This is a genomic window from Antricoccus suffuscus (assembly GCF_003003235.1).
In the GTDB taxonomy this organism is placed as follows: domain Bacteria; phylum Actinomycetota; class Actinomycetes; order Mycobacteriales; family Antricoccaceae; genus Antricoccus; species Antricoccus suffuscus.
The window spans coordinates 32,201-49,810 of record NZ_PVUE01000022.1; the positions used below are offsets into that span (position 1 = coordinate 32,201).

Sequence of the window (17,610 nt, forward strand, 5' to 3'; positions counted from 1 at the left end):
TGGGGTGTCCAGTATTGCGGAGGTAGCGACAAAACATGAGTCGTTCGGGCAAGGTAACCGTCGTCGGCGCTGGGTTCTACGGGTCAACTACCGCACAGCGGTTGGCGGAGTACGACGTATTCGAGACGGTCGTGCTGACCGATATTGTCGAAGGCAAGTCTGAGGGCCTCGCGCTCGACATGAACCAGTCGCGCCCCATCGAAGGGTTCGAGACCGAGATCGTCGGCGGCACCACGGGCGTCGACGGCAGTGGCTACGAGGTGACCGCCGGATCGGACATCGTCGTGATCACGGCCGGTCTGCCGCGCAAGCCTGGCATGAGCCGCATGGACCTGATCGAGACCAACGCCAAGATCGTTCGCGGCGTGGCTGAGCAGGTTGCCAAGCACTCGCCCAACGCCGTAGTCATCGTCGTGTCCAACCCACTTGACGAGATGACCACGCTTGCGCAGATCGCCACCGGCTTCCCGCACAACCGGGTCATCGGTCAGGCCGGCATGCTCGACACCGCGCGATTCACCAACAACGTAGCCACGACCCTCGGCGTACCGGTCGCGTCGGTCAAGACCCTCACGCTCGGCTCGCACGGCGACACGATGGTGCCGGTACCGTCACGCTGCACCGTTGACGGCAAGCCGCTGTCCGAGGTTATGGACGCGGACAAGATCGAGGAGCTCGTCGTACGCACCCGTAACGGTGGCGCCGAGGTCGTCGCGTTGCTCAAGACCGGCTCGGCGTACTACGCCCCGTCCGCGGCGGCGGCCCGGATGGCACGCGCGGTCGCGACCGACTCCGGCGACGTCATGCCGGTCTGCGCCTGGGTCGACGGCGAGTATGGCATCTCGGGTGTCTACCTCGGCGTCGAAGCCGAAATCGGCAAGGGCGGCGTACGCAAGGTCGTCGAGGGCGACCTCACCGAGTCCGAGATCGCCGGGCTCAAGGAGGCGGCCGAAGCCGTCAAGGCCAAGGCAGCCGACGTGGGCAGCCTGTAAGAAGTAGTTTCGTCAGGGGCGGATTCGGTCGCATAGTCGCGGCCCAATCCGCCCTTTTGGCGTTTTACTGGCCGTCGTTAGCGTGCCAATATCGCGGCAACTGGACATTACGTCGACAACTGGACAATATTCAGGTGTGACCGACGAACCAGCGAGCCTGCCGATCGATGCCACATCCACGCAACGCTGGCGGCGGGTCGCGTTGGTTGCCGCGAAGATCCTGGTCGTTCTGTTGGGGATATGGCTAGCCATCGCGGCGCTGCGCCAAGTCAACTGGGCGCAAGTCGGCGACGGGCTAGGCAGGCTGGTGTGGTGGGAAATCCTCGTCGTGGCGTTGATAGTGATGGCGCGGCAGGTGGTGAATGCTTCGACGTTGTTGATCCTCCTGCCTGGTCTCCGGTTTTCGAGCGCCTTATCGACCGCCCTATCGGGCACGCTGATCCAGACATTGTCCCCGCCGCCAGCGGATACGGTGCTCCGGCTGTCCATCTTGCGGTCCTACAACATCGAGACCACCCGTGGCGCCGCGGTCCTGGTGCTCGACACTGTCGTTTTCTACATAGCCCGGTTCGTCGCGCCCATCGTTGGATTAGTGCTGGCGCTGTGGGCGCTGCCCCTTGAGCCGATTCAGATCTGGATGGCCGTAGGCGGGGCGGCCGCGGCGGCCGTGCTGATCGGCTCGCTGGCGGTGATTTCGAAGGGCGAACAGATCGCCGGTCGCTTTGGGCGCCGCGTCGGCGAGCTTGTCAAACGACTGAGATCCTCCATCGACCCCGAAGCGTGGGCCGTGGCGATGACTCGGTTCCAACGAGAATCCGCTACGGGGATGGCGCGACGCATAGGGTTGGCCACGCCGACGATGCTCGGCTTCGTCGCGGTCGACTGCGCGGTATTGGTCGCTTGTCTGCGGTTCGTCGGAGTCCCGGGCTCCGATATCGGATACCTGGCCGTTCTGGCCGCATTGCTCTGCTTGTACCCGTTGACGGTGTTTCCATTCGCCGGGCTCGGAGTGCTGGATGCCAGCCTCATCGTGCTGATCAACGCCGAAGGGATCGTCGCTCAACCGGACCTGGTTGCGGCGTTGGTGATTTGGCGGGCCGCGACATTGCTACTGCCACTCATACCGGGCCTCGTCGCGCTGATCTACTGGCGTACTCGGCAAGGCACATCGGCGTAATAATGACGCCGGGGGTGGCCTTCCGAACGCCATCGGCGAGGATGAGAGGGAATTGTCGATTCAGCCCTCTACAGAGAGAGTGAGCACCATGAGAGAAGCAGTAATCGTTTCGACCGCGCGAACGCCTATCGGTAAGGCCTACCGCGGGGCATTCAACGACACGCAAGGTCAGCATCTGGCCGCGCATGCGATCTCCGCGGCCGTTGAGCGGGCGGGGGTCGAGCCCGGAGAGATCGAGGACGTGGTGTTCGGCTGTGCGATGCAGCAGGGCTCCACCGGCGGAAACGTCGGCCGGCAAGGTGCACTGCGCGCCGGCCTTCCGGTTACCGTCCCGGCGATGACGATTGATCGCCAGTGTTCCTCCGGCCTGATGGCGATCGCGACCGCGGCGAAGCAAATTATCAGTGACGGCATGGAGATCACGCTCGGTGGTGGTGTCGAATCGATTTCGCTGGTGCAGAACGAGCACCAGAACGGTTTCCGTGCGAGGGATCCTTGGCTCGTGGAGAACCTGCCCACGACGTACATGCCGATGCTTGAAACGGCGGAGATCGTCGCCGAACGATACGACGTCAGCCGCGAGCGCCAAGACGAGATGGCCCTTCTGTCACAGCAACGAGTGGCAGTGGCGCAACAGAACGGTCTCTACAAGCACGAGATCGTGCCATTCACCACGACCAAGATTGTGACCGACAAGGCGACTGGCGAGACTCGCCAGGAGACAGTCACCCTCGAACTGGACGAGGGCAACCGTCCCTCAACCACGCTGGAAAGTCTTGCGTCGCTCAAGCCAGTGCTCCCGGACGGCAAAGTCAGCGCGCACGCATCGATCACGGCAGGCAACGCGTCACAGTTGTCGGACGGTGCAGCCGCCGTCGTGCTCATGGAGGCGAAGGAAGCCGAGAAGCGTGGCGCGACGCCCCTTGGCATCTATCGCGGGATGGCCGTCGCGGGCTGCGAACCGGACGAGATGGGTATCGGGCCGGTCTTCGCCATTCCCAAGCTGTTGGAGAAGCACAACCTGAAAATCGACGATATCGACCTCTGGGAGCTCAACGAGGCGTTCGCCTCGCAGGCGGTGTACTGCCGTGACTTCCTCGGAATCGATCCGGAGCGCTACAACGTCAACGGTGGCGCCATTTCGGTCGGTCATCCCTACGGAATGACCGGAGCACGTCTGGTCGGGCACGCCCTCCTTGAGGGTCAGCGCCGCAAGGCCAAGTACGTCGTCGTCACAATGTGCATCGGCGGCGGCATGGGCGCTGCAGGACTCTTCGAGGTCGCGTAGCAAAAGGACCCGTCTCCATTAGGAGACGGGTCCTTCCCGCGCGTTCCCGATCTTTTTGCGACTGCCTACTCGGGCAGCCGGGATTCCGGCTGGTCGCAGGTAGCGTGACCATCACGGCGACAGGGAGATCATTGATGGTGGCAGGTGGAGCGGTTTTAGACGGTGTTCGGGTAATCGAGCTGACGCATGCGATTGCTGGTCCGCAATGCGGCCAGATTCTTGCCGATCACGGCGCGGACGTCATCAAGGTAGAGCCGCCGACGGGCGAGCGTGCCCGTAATGCCTACCCGCACCGCAATGACGAGAGCATCTACTTTGCCTGCCACAACAGGGGAAAGCGCAGCGTCGTTCTCGATCTTAAGAATGCCGACGATATGGCGAAGTTCCGCCAGCTGCTCGCCGGAGCAGACGTAATCCTGACGAACTACACGGTCGACGTACCCAAGAAGCTCGGCTGGGATTATGAGACCGTCACGAAGTTCAACCCGTCTATCGTGATGGCGCACATCACCGGCTTTGGCGCAACTGGGCCAGATCGTGGACTACGTGCATACGACGGCATCATCCAGGCGATGAGCGGTATTGCAGAGATGTCCGGTACGACCGACTCAGGACCAATGTTCGCCAATGCCTGGATCGCCGACCACATCGCGAGCTATCAGGCCGCGCTGGGAATCATGTTCGCGCTCTACCGCCGCAAGCTCACGGGGCAAGGCGAGCTCGTCGATATTGGCATGCTTGAGTCGTACGCCGCGACGTCCGCGCACGCTATCGAGGCGTCGCTCATGGGCGAGCCGGTTCGGCCGATGGGCAATAAATTGGAGATGTCGTACGCGGACACGTTTGCCGCGAGCGATGGTTCGATCTTTTTGTCCCCGCTTGGTCAGGAAACGTGGGAGCGGTTCTGCCGCGCAATTGGCGAGCCGTCCTGGATTGACGACATCTCTTACGAGGCAGCGACTTTTGACCGACGCGACGAGACTTCCAAGGTCGTGGCCGCGTGGTGCGAACGGCGTACCAGAGCGCAGATCGCCGACGTGATGGCCGAGTACGGGATTCCCTGTGGGCCTGTGCAGTCCTCGAAGGAGTACGCCGAACATGCGCTGCAGACCGGTTCGCGCTCGGTCGCGGAGGTGACAACACCGAGCGGTCAACGACTCAGAGTGCCCGGTCCCATCGCGCCGGTCGGGCTAAGCCAGAGCGCGCGGCGCTGGCAGGTGCCCGGACTCGGCGAGCACACTGAAGAGGTGCTCGCCGAGCTCGACGGTCAAGCGTGAACGGTCAGCTCCGGCTCCATCACAAGCCCGAAGCTGCGTAGTACGCCAAGAAGTTCGCGGTGCCCGAACGCCTGGCACGCAGAGGCGAACCCGGCGCGCTTCGGCGCCTGCTGCAGCAGCGAGTACGCCGCGTAGGCCTGAAGCAGGCCGGTCTGTTTGTAGTTGGAATTGCCGTGGATCACGCAGTGTGCCCGGCCGAGTGGGCCTGAAGCATAGACGGAATCCAGCGAGGTGTTGATCCTAGGATTTTCGCGCGGCGGCATATCGGCCTGCACCGAACCGGCGACCTCCGCCAGCGCCGCCTCTTGTTCGGCGGGCCCCAGCGGTTTGATCTGCTCCTCGAACATCGTCGTGGTCGCGACCACCGTGTCCATCACGGTCCGGTCAAACACGCCGCCGGCAACCTTCACGTTGGCCACCCGCGGATCGTTCTTAAACCAGACCGGGTGCGACGTACCACCCCATGGAACGGCGAGCGCGGTCGCGTGCTGACCGGGAACGCTGACCTCGAAGGTGGTGTCGGCGGGCCATTGCTTGTATTGGTTTTGCTCGAGGTAGAACCAGTCTGCCTTGAGGATAGTGAAGATCGTCTGCATCGAGGCGTACGTCGGAAATCCCTTCCACAGCACGAGAATGTCGAGAGTGTCGAGACCGGGAGTCTCGAGGCAGATATTCGCAGCGATCTCGCCGGTGGTGTACATCTGCGCGACGCCGGGGGACAACAAGAGACCCTTGTCGGCGTACTTCTCGCCCCACTTGGACTGCGCATCTAAGACCCAGTCCTGCTCGCCGGTCGTGTCCATGTAATGGCAGCCGGCCGCGAGGCTGGCATCAACGACCTCGTGACCAAACTTAATGAATGGGCCGACCATATTGCTGACGACCGAGGCGCCGGAGAACAGCTCTGTCAGCGCGCCCACGTCATGTTCGACTTCGACAACTTCGTGCTCGACCGTGTCTATGCCGGGAACCTTATCGATAACCTCCTGGACTCGCCGTTTATCGCGGCCCGCGGCGATAAACGGGACGTTGAACTCGCGGAGGTACTCACACACGAGTCGTCCGGTGTAGCCCGAGACCCCATATACGACGACCGGTTTATCGGTGCTCATCGTTACATCCCCATCCCGCCGTCGACCGGGAGCGCAGCCCCGGTGATGAATCGTGCCGCGTCCGAGGCGAGGAACACCGCGGCGTCGGCCATGTCGGCGACCTCGCCGAGGCGACCGAGGGGTGTGAGCCCGACGACGCCCCCGATTGCCTCATCCACGCTTGGAAAAAGTCCGAGCTCGACGACGTCCTGGGCGAGCTTGACACCCATCTCGGTCGCGACAAGGCCGGGATAGAGGCAGTTGACTCGCACGCCGTATCCGAGCTTGCCTGACTCCATCGCGGCAACCCTGGTGAGTCGGTCGACCGCCGACTTTGTCGCGGAGTATGCGGCGATGCCGGGGAAGGCGATGGTGGCGGCTACCGAGGACATGCTGATCACGGCACCGCCAGCACCGGCCGGGCCGTCTGGTCGCATGGCCCGAAAGGCATGCTTGATGCCGAGTCCGACACCGAGGATGTTGACTTCGAGCATCCGTCGTACGTCGTCCGGATCGAGATCGACCAGCAGGGCCGACAACTCGACGCCGGCGTTATTGATCAGGATGTCGAAACCGCCCAGTTCGCTGACGGTCTGCCCGACCGCTGCCTCCCAACTACTGTCCTCCCGGACGTCGAGTTCTACGAAACCCGCGGTAGCGCCCGAATCGCGGAGCGCTGCCGCCGTCGCTTTACCGGTCTCGGTGTTGATATCACCGATCATCACCGCGGCGCCGGCCCGCGCAAGTGCTCGCGCTATGCCTTCGCCTAGACCTTGTCCGCCGCCGCTGACCAGGGCTTTTCGTCCATCTAGCTCGTACACGCCCATCTGCGAGTCCTTTCAATGTGACGTCGGGCATAGCATCTACCGGTTCCTTGACAGTTGTCAAGAAAAGTTTGGGCAGTCGTCCAAATTAGTGGCCGGATGCCCGCTAAACTGACAGATATCTCCTCGCGCCCCGGCGCGTGACAAGGGAAGGGACTTATGACGCAGACGGCTCAGGACAAGATCGACCGGATCTCGCGCGGTTCGGTCGACAAGTTTGCCGAGCGCCGCGACCAGCTTGCGGAGTCGGCGCTGCTGACCCTCTCCGAGCTTGGATATGCGCGCACGAGTCTGCGTGAGATAGCCCAAAACTCGGACTTCTCGCACGGCGTGCTGCATTACTACTTCCGCGACAAGGTCGATCTGATTACCCACTGCGTACGGCGGTACAAGGCCGTGTGCGTGCAGCGCTACGACGAAATCGTCGCTACCGCGCAAACCGCAGAGGAGCTGCGTGAGGGGTTTGCTGCCGGTCTCGCACAGACCCTCGTCGAGGACGCGACGATGCACCGGCTCTGGTACGACCTGCGAGCTCAGAGTCTCTTCGAAGAATCGTTTCGACCGGACGTGCACGATATCGATCAGAGCCTCGAGCGGATGATCTGGCGGATCGTCAGTCGCTATGCTGAGCTCTCCGGCACGACGCCGTACCTCACCTCCGCGCCGACCTACGCGCTGTTAGACGGGCTGTTTCAGCAGAGCCTGCTAACCCAGCTCTCCGGACAGGCAGACAGCGCGAAGCGGCTGCGCGCACATGTCCGGCCGGTCATGGGCCGGCTGATTCACGACCAGTAGAACGCCTGCCGTATCCACAACCCGATTTGCGTATCCACAGGCAATTCCGACTCAAACGGATCGATGCCGAACTTCGTGTGACTCTTGGGTACGTCGATTCGCCAACCCCCAGGCGGATCGACATGACACTAAGGAGGCACCATGGCAGGACCAAAGATCGACATCGACGCCGTCCAGTCGGCGATGAGCGCGGTCGACGACGGACAGGCGCAGATGGAAGCGGTGACGCAGCAGATACTTGCCTCGTCGGGACTCTCACTACAGGCGATGAAGGCCCCGGCTGGTCAGGTCGCGGCGAACACGTTCGGGCAGCTAGGCGGTGGCGGTAAGGCGCTCGCCGAGCAGCTGGCTGCGTTGCGCGACGACCTCGGCAAGCTTGTGCAGGTCGCACTGGCCGGGTCGGACGACGCCACAGCGGCCGCGAAGTCCGGGATTGCCATGACGACCAGCGCCGGAATGGCCTAGGAGATCGCCATGGGACTGATTGCCTTTGACACCAACGGAATCGCCGACATCGCGGCACAGACGATCGCTCGGCAACAGCAGTGGGACGACATCTGGAGCTCCGTCAAGAGCCGGATTGGAGCCACGGTCGCGGGCGACCTCGATGCGCTGACGGGCATGAGCCTGGAGGAACGGTCTGCCGCGTATGCCGCCAAGACCGCGCAGTACACGATCCAACTACAGGCACAGGCGCAGGCGACGGCAAAGATCGGCAGCATTGCCGCGGAAACCAACCAGGCGATGGCGCGGGTGATCGCCGGATAACTCAGCCGACGAAGACGGCGGCGTCGACCGCCACAATGCCGCTTTCGTTGAGAATCAGCGGATTGACATCGAGGCTCTGCACGTCGTGATTTGCCGTCATCAGATCGCCCACGGCGCACACCGCATCCGCCCACGCATCCACCGCGGCCGGTGGCTCGCCACGTAGCCCAGTGAGAATCGAGGTGACCCGAAGCCCCGCCATCGCGTGCCGCACATCGTCGCGAGAGAACGGCGGCGGCAGCAGCGCAGCGTCGTCGAGAGCCTCGACATACTTGCCTCCGGCGCCGAACACGACGACCGGGCCAAACGTCTTGTCGCGGTGCGCGCCGACCATCACCTCGTGGCCGCGACTGGCCATCGCGGCGACGAGTACGCCGTCGAAGGCGAGATTGGCTGACTTCATCCGCTCGCACAGTCGCTCGTACGCGGCGACCGCGTCGTTCGTGGTCTGGATGTCGAGCGCGACCAGCCCGAGCTCCGACTTATGCGGTGCGTCCGCCGAACAGCCCTTGACGGCTACCGGCGTACCGAGGTTGGCTACGGCCTCACGTACGTCACTTTCGTTGCGGCACAGCCGAAAGGGGATCGTTGGTACGCCGGACGCCGCTAGGCGGAGCAAGCTGTCAGCCTCGCTGAGACTCGTGCTCGACGCTGCCGCCCCGCTCGGCGCGTCCACGAGCGGCGAGCGGAAGGACTCAGGGCGTGAGCGCGCAATCAGCGCGTGATGACTGGCGTAGCGGTCCAGCGAGTCGACGGCCGTTGCCTCGTCGCCAAACACGACAAGGCCCTTCTTCTTGAACTCGGCGGCGACGGATTGCTGCGGCGCGACGATCACCACCGGCTTACCGGTCTGGTCGCTCACGGCGGCGGCATCGCGGGCGAACCGCGGTACGTCGTACCCCTTGCCGGCCACTGGCACCGCGAGGATGAAAATGTCCGCTGACGTGTCGCGGGCGATGACCGGAAGCGACCGACCGAAAAGCCCACTGTCCGACAGCAGCGCGGCGGTGACGTCCACCGGGTTCGTGGAGGTGGCGAACCCGGGCAGGATCTCGCGCAATTCGGCCTCGATGTCAGGGGCGAAGGTCGTGAGCGGCATGCCGCGGTCGGTCGCGGCATCGGCCGTCAGCACGCACAGCGCACCAGAATTGCTCATAATCACGAGGTTCCGGCCTTCGGGTGTCCACCCCTTCAAGTACAGCTCGGCGGTGTCGACCATTTCGCGCATGCTGCGGACCCGCCAGATACCCAGTTTCTCGAAGTACGCGTTGACTACGGCGTCCTCGTTGGCAATCGCGCCGGTATGCGATTTCGCGGCGCGCTGCCCGTCGGCGCTGCGCCCGCCCATGATGGCCACGATCGGTACGCCGCGTTGTTTGGCGGTGGCCGCCGCCCCGGCCAATGAGTCCGGATCGGCGAGATTCTCTAGGTATAGAAGCAGAAGTTTGACGTCAGGGTCTTGTACGACGGCCTCGCTCAGCTCGCCGACGTTGATGTCGGCGTCGTTGCCGGTGGCGTGCACGTGGCGGATGCCCAGCCCGCGAGCCCGCAATAGACCATAGGGCACGGACGACATCGCACCGCTCTGGCTGATGATCGCGATCTCGCCGTCCATCGGCTCTTGCTCGGTGAACAACGTCGAGAAGTTCAAGATCGCGCCGTTGCCGAAGTTGGCGACGCCTTGAGAGTTGGGCCCGATCATGCGCATTCCTGCAGCACGCGCCGTCGCGACCATTTCACGTTGCTGCGCCTGGCCCGTGGGATCGGGGACTTCGCCGAAGCCCGAGGCCATGACGACGACCGCCTTGACGCCGCGGGCGGCGCACTCGGCGACTGCCTTGACGGTGCGGTCGCCGGCGACCGCGATGATCACTGCGTCTGGGATGACCGGCAGCGCCTCGAGGCTGGGAAACGCGGGGAGATCCTGCACGGTCTCGCGGCTCGGATTGATCGGGTAGATGTCTCCGGTGTACCCGAACTGTTTCATGTACTTGATCGGCCGGCCACCGATCTTGTCTGGATCAGACGATGCGCCGATGATCGCCACGGATCGTGGAGCCAGCAGCGCGGCTATTCCTGACGGCGAACGTGCCGGCTGCGGTCCAGTGGTCATATGCCTGTTCCATCCTGTTCGGGAGGTCGCGCTACCGTGCGAAGGTCGATAGCAAGACTAACCATACGAGGCAGGGGCATATGGCCTGGATTAGCGGGATCGGACTCACGCCGTACGGCAAACAACCAGGACCGGGCGCGGTCGACTGGCAGAGTCTTGCGGCACGCGCGGCGATGCACGACGCCGGGCTCGGCTCGTCCGTAATTGACGGAGTACTCGCCGGCTACGCGACAACCATCGGGCACATCATGCCGTCGGACTTACTCGCTGAGCGGCTCGGTATCCGCCCGCGGGTTGCTTCCGGCATGAGCGTCGGCGGCGCGACGGGGCTGTCGATGGTTGCGCAGGCCGCCCGGACGGTCGACACGGGTGCCGCCGACCACGTGCTCGTAGCCGGCGGTGAGGACCGGGCGAGCGGACAGAGCACCGAGACCTCCACTCGAACGCTCGCACAGGTCGGGCACGCGGCGTACGAGGTGCCGACCGGTTGCACCGTGCCCGGCTACTACGCGCTGCTGGCATCTGAGTACTTGCATAAGCACGGCCTCGACCGAGAGGCGCTCGCGCCGTTCGCGGTGCATATGCGGACCAACGCGCTTCGGCATCCTGGCGCGCAGTTCTCAAAACCGATCACCATCGACGACGTACTCGCCGCGCGGCCTATCGCCGAACCGCTGCACCTGCTGGACTGCTGCCCGACGTCAGATGGGGGAGCGGCGTTCGTGGTGACCGCGCAGCCGAGGGACAAGCGCAGCATCAGAATCAGCGGAATCGGCGAAGGCCATATGCACCAGCACATCAGCGAGGCCGACAGCGATAACTTTGGCGCGCGGATTGCCGCGGAGCGGGCGTTTGAATCGTCGGGGCGTCGTCGCGACGAAATCGACATCCTCGGCGTTTACGACTCGTTCACGATCACTATCGCCTTGCTGCTTGAGGAGATCGGCTTCTCGGCCGCGGGCCGCAGTGGTGCCGACGTACTTGACGGCAGGTATGCCGCGGACGGCGAGTTTCCCCTCAACCTGCACGGTGGACTGCTGTCATACGGGCACTGTGGGGTCGCGGGTGGGATGGCGCACTTGGCCGAGGTCGTCACGCAGTTGCGCGGCGAGGCCGGTGATCGTGCCATTGCGAGACAACCGTCGACCGGTTTCGTGCATGCCGACGGTGGCGTGATGTCCGCACACGTCAGCCTTGTTGTGGAGGCAGCGGCATGAGCGAGGAAGCGATGATTGTGGTGCGTGCTTGCGCAGACTGTGGCGCCGTCTGGTATCTGCCGCGCGACCTCTGTCCCGGGTGTGGTTCCGAGACCGTGACCGCGCGTCCCAGCGAAGGCGTGGGGACGTGCGCGGCTGTCACTCGGTACGCCGCTACCGAAGATCAGCCGCGCCGCGCGTTCTGCTTGATCGACCTCGATGAGGGGGCTCGAATGATGGCACGTTGCGAGCCGTCGCTCAATCCAGGCGATCGTGTGACCGCGACGTACGTCGACGGCATGCCGCATTTCATCGGCAGCAGGTAGGAAACACTCAGTCGTCTGCGCGGACCAGGCAGGTGCGATCAATATCAGCAACGTTACCGATCCCCGACAGCACCATGTTGAGCTCGAAGTCCGCCTGCAGGCACTGCAGCACGTGTTCGACGCCCTCGGCGCCACCGAGCGCGAGCCCGTAGACCATCGGCCGACCGATGAGCACGGCGTCGGCGCCAAGCGCTAACGCCTTCATGATGTCTGCGCCGCAGCGCACACCTGAGTCGAACAAGATCGTGGAGCCGCCAATTGCCGAGACGATGTCCGGCAGACAGTCGAGCGAGGCACGTGCGCCATCGACTTGGCGACCGCCGTGGTTCGAAACGACGACACCATCCGCGCCCGCGTCGATACACGCGGTCGCGTCGTCGGGATGCTGGATGCCCTTGACGAGGATGGGCAGGCTCGTCTGCTCGCGCAGCCAGGCGATGTCGTCAAATGTCAGGGCCGGGTTGCCGAAGATCGACCCCCACAGTCGAATTGCCGCTTCCGGGTCCTCTTGCGGAGACTTCTCGAGCCGGGACTGAAACACCGGGTCGCTCAGGAAGTTCGCGACGCCCTCTCCCCGAAGAAACGGCAGGAACGCCTGCACCAGGTCGCGTGGTCGCCACGCAAGCTGCCAGGTGTCCACGGTGACGACGATTGCCTCGAAACCCGCGGCCTCGGCGCGTCTCACGAACGACAGTGCGACGTCACGATCGGAAGACCAGTACAGCTGATACCACCCACGTCCGGACGTCTCGTTGCCGGAAGTGTCATGTAATGCGGCCGCGATTTCTTCCATCGGCTTGGCGGCCGCGGTAGAGGCGATCATCGGTACGCCGCGCCGACTCGCGCCCCGGGCAACCGCTACTTCGCCTTCCTCATGGGCGATTGTCATGACGCCGATCGGGGCGAGGGCAATCGGGGCGTCCCATCGCTTGCCGAGAATTTCCACGCTGGTGTCTCGCTTCGAGGTGTCGCGCAGCATCCGCGGGATGATCTCCCAGCGTGCGAACGCCGCCCGGTTGGCATGTGCCGTCGTTTCGAGGCCGGCGGAACCAGCGATGTAGCCGTACGCCTCCGGGGTCAGCTTCTGATGTGCGGCCTCGTGCCATCCATCAAACTCGGTGGGATACGCCGGCCGAACGCCGCCGAGCATCCCTTTTGCGTAGATATCGTTCTGGAAGTTTGAGTACATTTCCGCAGCCTAGATGCCGCCGAATACGGCGCGCAACGGCACTGCTAGCGGTTGATCAGGGTCAGCAGCACGGCGGAGTCCGTGACTGCCCGCAGCTCGTGGCGCATCTGAGGGATCGCGATCAAGTTGCCGGGGAACAGCTCCCACGACTCGTCGCCTGCGGAGAGAGTGACGTGTCCGGTGATCGACTGGACAACTGCTTCTCCGGGATTTTCGTGTTCGCTGAGGGCGGAGCCGGCGCGTAGCGCGACGACCAGCTGTCGCAGATCTTTCGTGGCGTCGGACTTCAGCGGCAGCACAGACCGGCCGCTAGATTCGCTCGTGGCTTTGGCGATTTGTTGTTCGGCGGTCAGGGTGAGGCTGAGCGGTTCCATGCGATCCTCCGTATTTGCGGGCACACCTAGACCATAGGGCGCTTCATCGCTGAGCGAACTGCCAGGCGTCTGTGACGATGTCGTCGAGCCCGCGGGTGGGTGCCCACCCGAGCCGATCCTTGGCCTTGGCGTTACTCGCAACCAGTACGGCGGGGTCTCCAGGCCGGCGTTCGGCCAGTCGCGCCGGGACCTCGTGTCCGGTGCCGCGGCGTACCGCGTCGAGTACGTCGTTGACGGTGTAGCCGGTGCCGGTGCCCAGGTTGATGACCTGGTGCATACCGGGTGTCGCCGCGTCGAGCGCCAGGCCGTGCGCATCGCTGAGGTCGACGACGTGCAGGTAGTCGCGGACGCAGGTGCCGTCGCGGGTGGGGTAGTCGTTGCCGAAGATCGCGGCTTCATTGCGTTCGCCAGTGGCGACCTTGAGCAGGTTTGGCACCAGATGCGTCTCGGTCGCGTGCCGTTCGCCGAATACGCCGTACGCGCCGCCCACATTGAAGTAGCGCAATGAAACGGCCGCGAGCCCATGTGCTTGCGCTTGCGCGGTCAGCATCATGTCGACGGCGAGCTTTGACATGCCGTAAGGATTGACTGGCATCGTGGGGCACGACTCGTCGATCAGCGTGCGGTCCGGTGCGCCGTACGTCGCGGCGGTAGAGGAGAAGATCATCGTGCCGACGCCGGCTGCGGTTACGGCGTTAATCAGCTGTAGTGAGCCGACGACATTGTTTTCCCAATACAGTTCGGGTTTTTCGACTGACTCGCCAACCAGCGATTTTGCCGCGAAGTGCAACACCGCGTCGTACGACCCGTCGACATGATCGGCAGCATCGTGCACTCGCGCTTCGATGAATCTGGCGTCGGGGTGGACCGCGTCGCGGTGACCGGTCGACAAGTCGTCGAGCACGGTCACGTGGTGCCCCGCCTCGACCAGCCGGGCGGTACACACAGATCCGATATATCCGGCTCCGCCGGTCACTAACAACTTCATGCGCCACAGCGTAATGTGCGAGCGGTGGGGGACGGTGGGAACGGATCGCCCGTTGGTGTGCGTCAGTCGAGTATGTCCAGACGCATCGCACTCGTGACGTCCATAGTCGCGATGACGATGTTCGCTGCCGGATGCGCAAGCGGCGGAGGTACGTCGGTCGACGCCAACGTATCGAGCGGGATAAACGCCGGCGCCGGGACCGGGACGACAAATGGTTCCTCGGGCTCGACCGATAGCCGGGCTAAAACGTCGACGTCCGACGCGCCCAGCAGCACCAAAGCAACGACGCCGGACACGCCGACCAGCACCGCGCCGGCAACGGGCCAAGCAGGCGGAGGCAGTACGCCGGCGCCTGGGATGTACCCGACCGTTCATATCGATCATTTTCAGTCGCCGTCGGGCAACCTCGCCTGCATGATCATCGACGACGGCAGCGCGCCGTCCAGCGTCCGGTGCGACGTACTTTCGCACACGTTCACGCCGCCGCAGGAGCCACCCGGTGGTTGCGGGGCGACCGGGTTCGGTAGCTCGATTGCGCTCGCGCCCGGCGTGCCTGCGCGCTTCATCTGTGCCGGGGACACTGTCGCTGATCCGTCGCTTCCGGTCCTTGCCTACGGTACGACGTCGGTGGTCGGGACGTTCAGCTGCGACAGCAAGGAAGACGGGATCGTCTGCGCGGACCTGGGCTCGGGGCACTGGTTCCGGATCGCCAAGGCGTCGTACTCACTGAACTAAACGGGCCAGAAATTGGCGATGCCCACCACCCGTGTAATCACGAGTGGCGGGCATTCGGTGCTTACTTAGAATACATCTTGAGTTAATAAACTTTAACCCAAAGTGATTGACAACTACGTCACATAGTCGTAATGAGCCTCAGTCGGCTCTCAGTAAGCGCTAAAGGCATTACTGACCTGCAACGATGTCCGTCAGCTCGGCGATGAACTTGTCCGGATCGTCCCATAACGGCATGTGGCCGGCGCCGTCGTACGCCGAAAAGGTCGCGCGTTGTGCGGTCTTGGCCAGGTGCTCGCCGAGCGCCAAAGTGAACATCTGGTCGTCGGTCCCGTGTGTGATCAAGGCCCGGCCGCCGAATGCCGCGACGGCTTCGTCATTGTCGACCGTACGACGCAGCATCGAGTTGCGAACGTGAGCCGGGCACTTTAGCGCACCGGCGAGCAGTTCTTCGCGGCGTGCCTTCGGCAGCGGCTTCCCCGCGCACATGTCGAGCAGTTCTCCGGCGACGACGCCAGAGTCGTCGGTCATGATCGCTTTGGTCAGCGCAGCGAAGCCCGGCTGCACGAACGGGCCCACAGGCGCGCCGAGCTTGTCGGTCGCGCCGAGAGTCACGATGGCGTCGACTATCGCGTCGCCGTACTTGGCTAGATAGTCGGTGAGTACCGTGCCGCCGTACGACCAGCCGAGCAGTGTTGCCTTGCGTTCTGCGCAGGCCCCCGCTGCCTCGAGTACTGCGGCGACATCGTCGGCCCACAGGGCAGAGTCGCCGTACGCGTCTTCGGGCTTCTCGGAGTCGCCGTGACCGCGAAGGTCGACGGACACGAACCGCCAGCCCTTCTCATCGGCAATATCGGCCAGCTGAGACCACGCGAGCGCGGTCTGGCCAATTCCGTGTAGGCCCACGATAAGGGCACCATCTTGGGGCCCGGCGGCGTACGCCGTGAGCGTGCACCCGCCGCCGCCGGTCACCTGAAATGTCGTCTGAGCGTTCGTCATGCTCTGAGTCTGACATATCACCAACGCCCCGGCCGGGGCGTTGGTGTGGTGAGTAACGAGACATGAAATATGCCCGAGACGGGTATGGTTGCTAGTCGCTATCCACGACAGAATAGGTTGTTAGTGCACGCGACCAGATCGTCGCGACTGACATACACACTGCGCACCACGCAGTGACGTCTCATTAGTTAGGTGAACTACGTGTCCGATTACGCGCTGAAACACCCCGAAGGTGTACTCGATCTCGCGACAATCCCAGCCACTGAGGGTTCCGACGGGCTCGACGTCTCGAAGCTGCTCGCCACGACCGGAAAAGTTGGGCTCGACGTTGGTTTCGTCAATACCGCGTCCTGCGAGTCGTCCATCACTTACATCGATGGTGACCAGGGGATCCTGCGTTACCGCGGTTACCCCATCGAGCAGCTTGCGGAGAAGTCATCATTCCTCGAGACTTCCTGGCTGCTGATCTACGGCGAGCTGCCCACGAAGGCCCAGCTCGAGGAGTTCCAAAACTCCATCACTCGCCACACGCTGCTGCATGAGGAGATGCGCCGCTTCTTCGAGGCCTTCCCCCGCGAGGCTCATCCGATGGCCGTGCTGTCCTCGGGCGTCAGCGCCATCTCGACGTTCTACCAGGACAGCCTCGACCCGTTCGACGAGGAACACGTCGAACTGTCCACCATCCGCCTAATGGCCAAGCTGCCGACGATCGCGTCGTACGCGTACAAGAAGTCGGTCGGTCAGCCGTTCCTCTACCCGGACAACACCCTCGGGTACGTCGAGAACTTCCTGCGGATGACCTTCGGCGTACCGGCCGAGCAGTTCGAGATCGACCCGGTCATGTCTAAGGTCCTCGACATGCTGTTCATCCTGCACGCCGATCACGAGCAGAACTGCTCGACCTCGACGGTCCGCCTCGTCGGCTCCGCGCAGGCCAACCTGTTCGCGTCGATCAGCGCCGGTGTCAACGCACTCTTCGGTCCGCTGCACGGCGGCGCCAACCAGGCCGTCCTGGAAATGCTCGAAGACATTCACCAAAACCATGGCGGCGACGTCACTGACTTCGTCAAGAAGGTCAAGAACAAAGAAGACGGCGTCAAGCTCATGGGCTTCGGACACCGCGTCTACAAGAACTACGACCCGCGCGCGGCCATCGTCAAGACTGCCGTCCGCGACGTACTCGAGCGGATGAACAAGCCCGACCCGCTGCTCGATATCGCGATGAAGCTTGAAGAGATCGCCCTTTCGGACGACTACTTCACCGAGCGCAAGCTGTACCCCAACGTCGACTTCTACACCGGCCTGATCTACAAGGCGATGGGCTTCCCGACGCCGATGTTCACGGTGCTGTTCGCGCTCGGCCGGCTGCCCGGCTGGATCGCGCAGTGGCGCGAGATGATCAACGACCCTAAGGGCAAGATTGGCCGGCCCCGTCAGGTCTACACAGGGGCGCCTGCGCGGGACTTCCCGAGCAAGTAACC

At 63.6% G+C, this 17,610-nt stretch carries 18 protein-coding genes; 11 read left to right on the top strand and 7 right to left on the bottom strand.

Annotation, left to right across the window (positions count from 1 at the left end; genetic code table 11):
* Positions 1–35: 35 nt before the first annotated feature.
* The 4 genes from mdh to CLV47_RS19210 all read left to right on the top strand — a co-directional run bounded on the left by mdh (position 36) and on the right by CLV47_RS19210 (position 4,734).
* A complete protein-coding gene (gene mdh / locus CLV47_RS19195; RefSeq protein WP_106350737.1) occupies positions 36–992 on the top strand; it encodes a malate dehydrogenase in 957 nt (318 codons plus the stop codon).
* Positions 993–1,128: 136 nt separating this feature from the next.
* Complete coding sequence (locus CLV47_RS19200; RefSeq protein WP_170111167.1) at positions 1,129–2,169, top strand: lysylphosphatidylglycerol synthase domain-containing protein; 1,041 nt, start codon at positions 1,129–1,131, stop codon at positions 2,167–2,169.
* An 88-nt stretch (positions 2,170–2,257) separates the two neighbouring features.
* A complete protein-coding gene (locus tag CLV47_RS19205; protein WP_106350739.1) occupies positions 2,258–3,457 on the top strand; it encodes an acetyl-CoA C-acyltransferase in 1,200 nt (399 codons plus the stop codon).
* 134 nt (positions 3,458–3,591) lie between these two features.
* On the top strand, positions 3,592–4,734 hold the full coding sequence (locus CLV47_RS19210; protein WP_106350740.1) for a CaiB/BaiF CoA transferase family protein: 1,143 nt from the start codon (positions 3,592–3,594) through the stop codon (positions 4,732–4,734).
* Here the strand turns inward: CLV47_RS19210 and CLV47_RS19215 are convergent.
* Together CLV47_RS19215 and CLV47_RS19220 are read right to left on the bottom strand one after the other, a co-directional pair.
* The gene (locus CLV47_RS19215; protein WP_106350741.1) at positions 4,725–5,846 is read right to left on the bottom strand and encodes a DUF5938 domain-containing protein; all 1,122 of its coding nucleotides are present in this window, start codon (positions 5,844–5,846) and stop codon (positions 4,725–4,727) included. The genes CLV47_RS19210 and CLV47_RS19215 overlap by 10 nt on opposite strands.
* A gap of 2 nt (positions 5,847–5,848) precedes the next feature.
* Positions 5,849–6,652, bottom strand: a complete 804-nt coding sequence (locus tag CLV47_RS19220; protein ID WP_106350742.1) for an SDR family NAD(P)-dependent oxidoreductase — start codon at positions 6,650–6,652, stop codon at positions 5,849–5,851.
* 156 nt (positions 6,653–6,808) lie between these two features.
* Between CLV47_RS19220 and CLV47_RS19225 the strand changes: the two genes are divergently transcribed.
* The 3 genes from CLV47_RS19225 to CLV47_RS19235 all read left to right on the top strand — a co-directional run bounded on the left by CLV47_RS19225 (position 6,809) and on the right by CLV47_RS19235 (position 8,212).
* Positions 6,809–7,444 (top strand): TetR/AcrR family transcriptional regulator, encoded by a 636-nt coding sequence (locus CLV47_RS19225; RefSeq protein ID WP_106350743.1) that lies wholly within the window; start codon positions 6,809–6,811, stop codon positions 7,442–7,444.
* 141 nt (positions 7,445–7,585) lie between these two features.
* A complete protein-coding gene (locus tag CLV47_RS19230; protein ID WP_106350744.1) occupies positions 7,586–7,909 on the top strand; it encodes a hypothetical protein in 324 nt (107 codons plus the stop codon).
* A gap of 9 nt (positions 7,910–7,918) precedes the next feature.
* On the top strand, positions 7,919–8,212 hold the full coding sequence (locus tag CLV47_RS19235; protein WP_106350745.1) for a hypothetical protein: 294 nt from the start codon (positions 7,919–7,921) through the stop codon (positions 8,210–8,212).
* 1 nt (position 8,213) lies between these two features.
* Here the strand turns inward: CLV47_RS19235 and CLV47_RS19240 are convergent, their stop codons facing one another.
* Complete coding sequence (locus CLV47_RS19240; protein WP_106350746.1) at positions 8,214–10,325, bottom strand: acetate--CoA ligase family protein; 2,112 nt, start codon at positions 10,323–10,325, stop codon at positions 8,214–8,216.
* Positions 10,326–10,405: 80 nt separating this feature from the next.
* On the opposite strand from CLV47_RS19240, the gene CLV47_RS19245 reads away from it, so the two are divergent.
* Positions 10,406–11,542 carry a thiolase family protein gene (locus tag CLV47_RS19245; protein WP_106350747.1) on the top strand — a complete coding sequence of 379 codons (1,137 nt, stop codon included), beginning with the start codon at positions 10,406–10,408 and terminating at the stop codon, positions 11,540–11,542.
* On the top strand, positions 11,539–11,847 hold the full coding sequence (locus CLV47_RS19250) for a Zn-ribbon domain-containing OB-fold protein (protein ID WP_106350748.1): 309 nt from the start codon (positions 11,539–11,541) through the stop codon (positions 11,845–11,847). The genes CLV47_RS19245 and CLV47_RS19250 overlap by 4 nt, the downstream gene beginning before the upstream one ends.
* Before the next feature lie 7 nt (positions 11,848–11,854).
* Here CLV47_RS19250 and CLV47_RS19255 read toward each other — a convergent pair whose 3' ends face one another.
* From CLV47_RS19255 to galE, 3 genes are read right to left on the bottom strand one after another with little or no spacing between them, the layout of a single operon-like run.
* On the bottom strand, positions 11,855–13,036 hold the full coding sequence (locus CLV47_RS19255; RefSeq protein WP_106350749.1) for a lactate 2-monooxygenase: 1,182 nt from the start codon (positions 13,034–13,036) through the stop codon (positions 11,855–11,857).
* A gap of 44 nt (positions 13,037–13,080) precedes the next feature.
* Complete coding sequence (locus CLV47_RS19260; protein ID WP_106350750.1) at positions 13,081–13,410, bottom strand: cupin domain-containing protein; 330 nt, start codon at positions 13,408–13,410, stop codon at positions 13,081–13,083.
* Between the two features lie 43 nt (positions 13,411–13,453).
* On the bottom strand, positions 13,454–14,398 hold the full coding sequence (gene galE, locus CLV47_RS19265) for a UDP-glucose 4-epimerase GalE (protein ID WP_106350751.1): 945 nt from the start codon (positions 14,396–14,398) through the stop codon (positions 13,454–13,456).
* Positions 14,399–14,470: 72 nt separating this feature from the next.
* Here galE and CLV47_RS21875 point away from each other — a divergent pair, with 72 nt between their 5' ends.
* Complete coding sequence (locus CLV47_RS21875) at positions 14,471–15,133, top strand: DUF6636 domain-containing protein (RefSeq protein WP_146135452.1); 663 nt, start codon at positions 14,471–14,473, stop codon at positions 15,131–15,133.
* Between the two features lie 168 nt (positions 15,134–15,301).
* Here CLV47_RS21875 and CLV47_RS19280 read toward each other — a convergent pair whose 3' ends face one another.
* Positions 15,302–16,129: an alpha/beta fold hydrolase gene (locus CLV47_RS19280; RefSeq protein WP_106350754.1), complete on the bottom strand. Its 828-nt coding sequence runs from the start codon at positions 16,127–16,129 to the stop codon at positions 15,302–15,304.
* Between the two features lie 201 nt (positions 16,130–16,330).
* Here CLV47_RS19280 and CLV47_RS19285 point away from each other — a divergent pair, with 201 nt between their 5' ends.
* Positions 16,331–17,608 carry a citrate synthase gene (locus tag CLV47_RS19285; protein ID WP_106350787.1) on the top strand — a complete coding sequence of 426 codons (1,278 nt, stop codon included), beginning with the start codon at positions 16,331–16,333 and terminating at the stop codon, positions 17,606–17,608.
* Positions 17,609–17,610: the final 2 nt, after the last annotated feature.

Bases quoted from the DNA above. Each gene is read 5' to 3' on its own strand.
- galE (WP_106350751.1), bottom strand. From the start codon at position 14,398: ATGAAGTTGTTAGTGACCGGCGGAGCCGGATATATCGGATCTGTGTGT.
- CLV47_RS19210 (WP_106350740.1), top strand. From the start codon at position 3,592: ATGGTGGCAGGTGGAGCGGTTTTAGACGGTGTTCGGGTAATCGAGCTG.
- CLV47_RS19215 (WP_106350741.1), bottom strand. From the start codon at position 5,846: ATGAGCACCGATAAACCGGTCGTCGTATATGGGGTCTCGGGCTACACC.
- CLV47_RS19220 (WP_106350742.1), bottom strand. From the start codon at position 6,652: ATGGGCGTGTACGAGCTAGATGGACGAAAAGCCCTGGTCAGCGGCGGC.
- CLV47_RS19255 (WP_106350749.1), bottom strand. From the start codon at position 13,036: ATGTACTCAAACTTCCAGAACGATATCTACGCAAAAGGGATGCTCGGC.
- CLV47_RS19280 (WP_106350754.1), bottom strand. From the start codon at position 16,129: ATGACGAACGCTCAGACGACATTTCAGGTGACCGGCGGCGGCGGGTGC.
- CLV47_RS19260 (WP_106350750.1), bottom strand. From the start codon at position 13,410: ATGGAACCGCTCAGCCTCACCCTGACCGCCGAACAACAAATCGCCAAA.
- mdh (WP_106350737.1), top strand. From the start codon at position 36: ATGAGTCGTTCGGGCAAGGTAACCGTCGTCGGCGCTGGGTTCTACGGG.
- CLV47_RS19230 (WP_106350744.1), top strand. From the start codon at position 7,586: ATGGCAGGACCAAAGATCGACATCGACGCCGTCCAGTCGGCGATGAGC.
- CLV47_RS19225 (WP_106350743.1), top strand. From the start codon at position 6,809: ATGACGCAGACGGCTCAGGACAAGATCGACCGGATCTCGCGCGGTTCG.
- CLV47_RS19245 (WP_106350747.1), top strand. From the start codon at position 10,406: ATGGCCTGGATTAGCGGGATCGGACTCACGCCGTACGGCAAACAACCA.
- CLV47_RS19240 (WP_106350746.1), bottom strand. From the start codon at position 10,325: ATGACCACTGGACCGCAGCCGGCACGTTCGCCGTCAGGAATAGCCGCG.
- CLV47_RS19235 (WP_106350745.1), top strand. From the start codon at position 7,919: ATGGGACTGATTGCCTTTGACACCAACGGAATCGCCGACATCGCGGCA.
- CLV47_RS19250 (WP_106350748.1), top strand. From the start codon at position 11,539: ATGAGCGAGGAAGCGATGATTGTGGTGCGTGCTTGCGCAGACTGTGGC.
- CLV47_RS19205 (WP_106350739.1), top strand. From the start codon at position 2,258: ATGAGAGAAGCAGTAATCGTTTCGACCGCGCGAACGCCTATCGGTAAG.
- CLV47_RS21875 (WP_146135452.1), top strand. From the start codon at position 14,471: ATGTCCAGACGCATCGCACTCGTGACGTCCATAGTCGCGATGACGATG.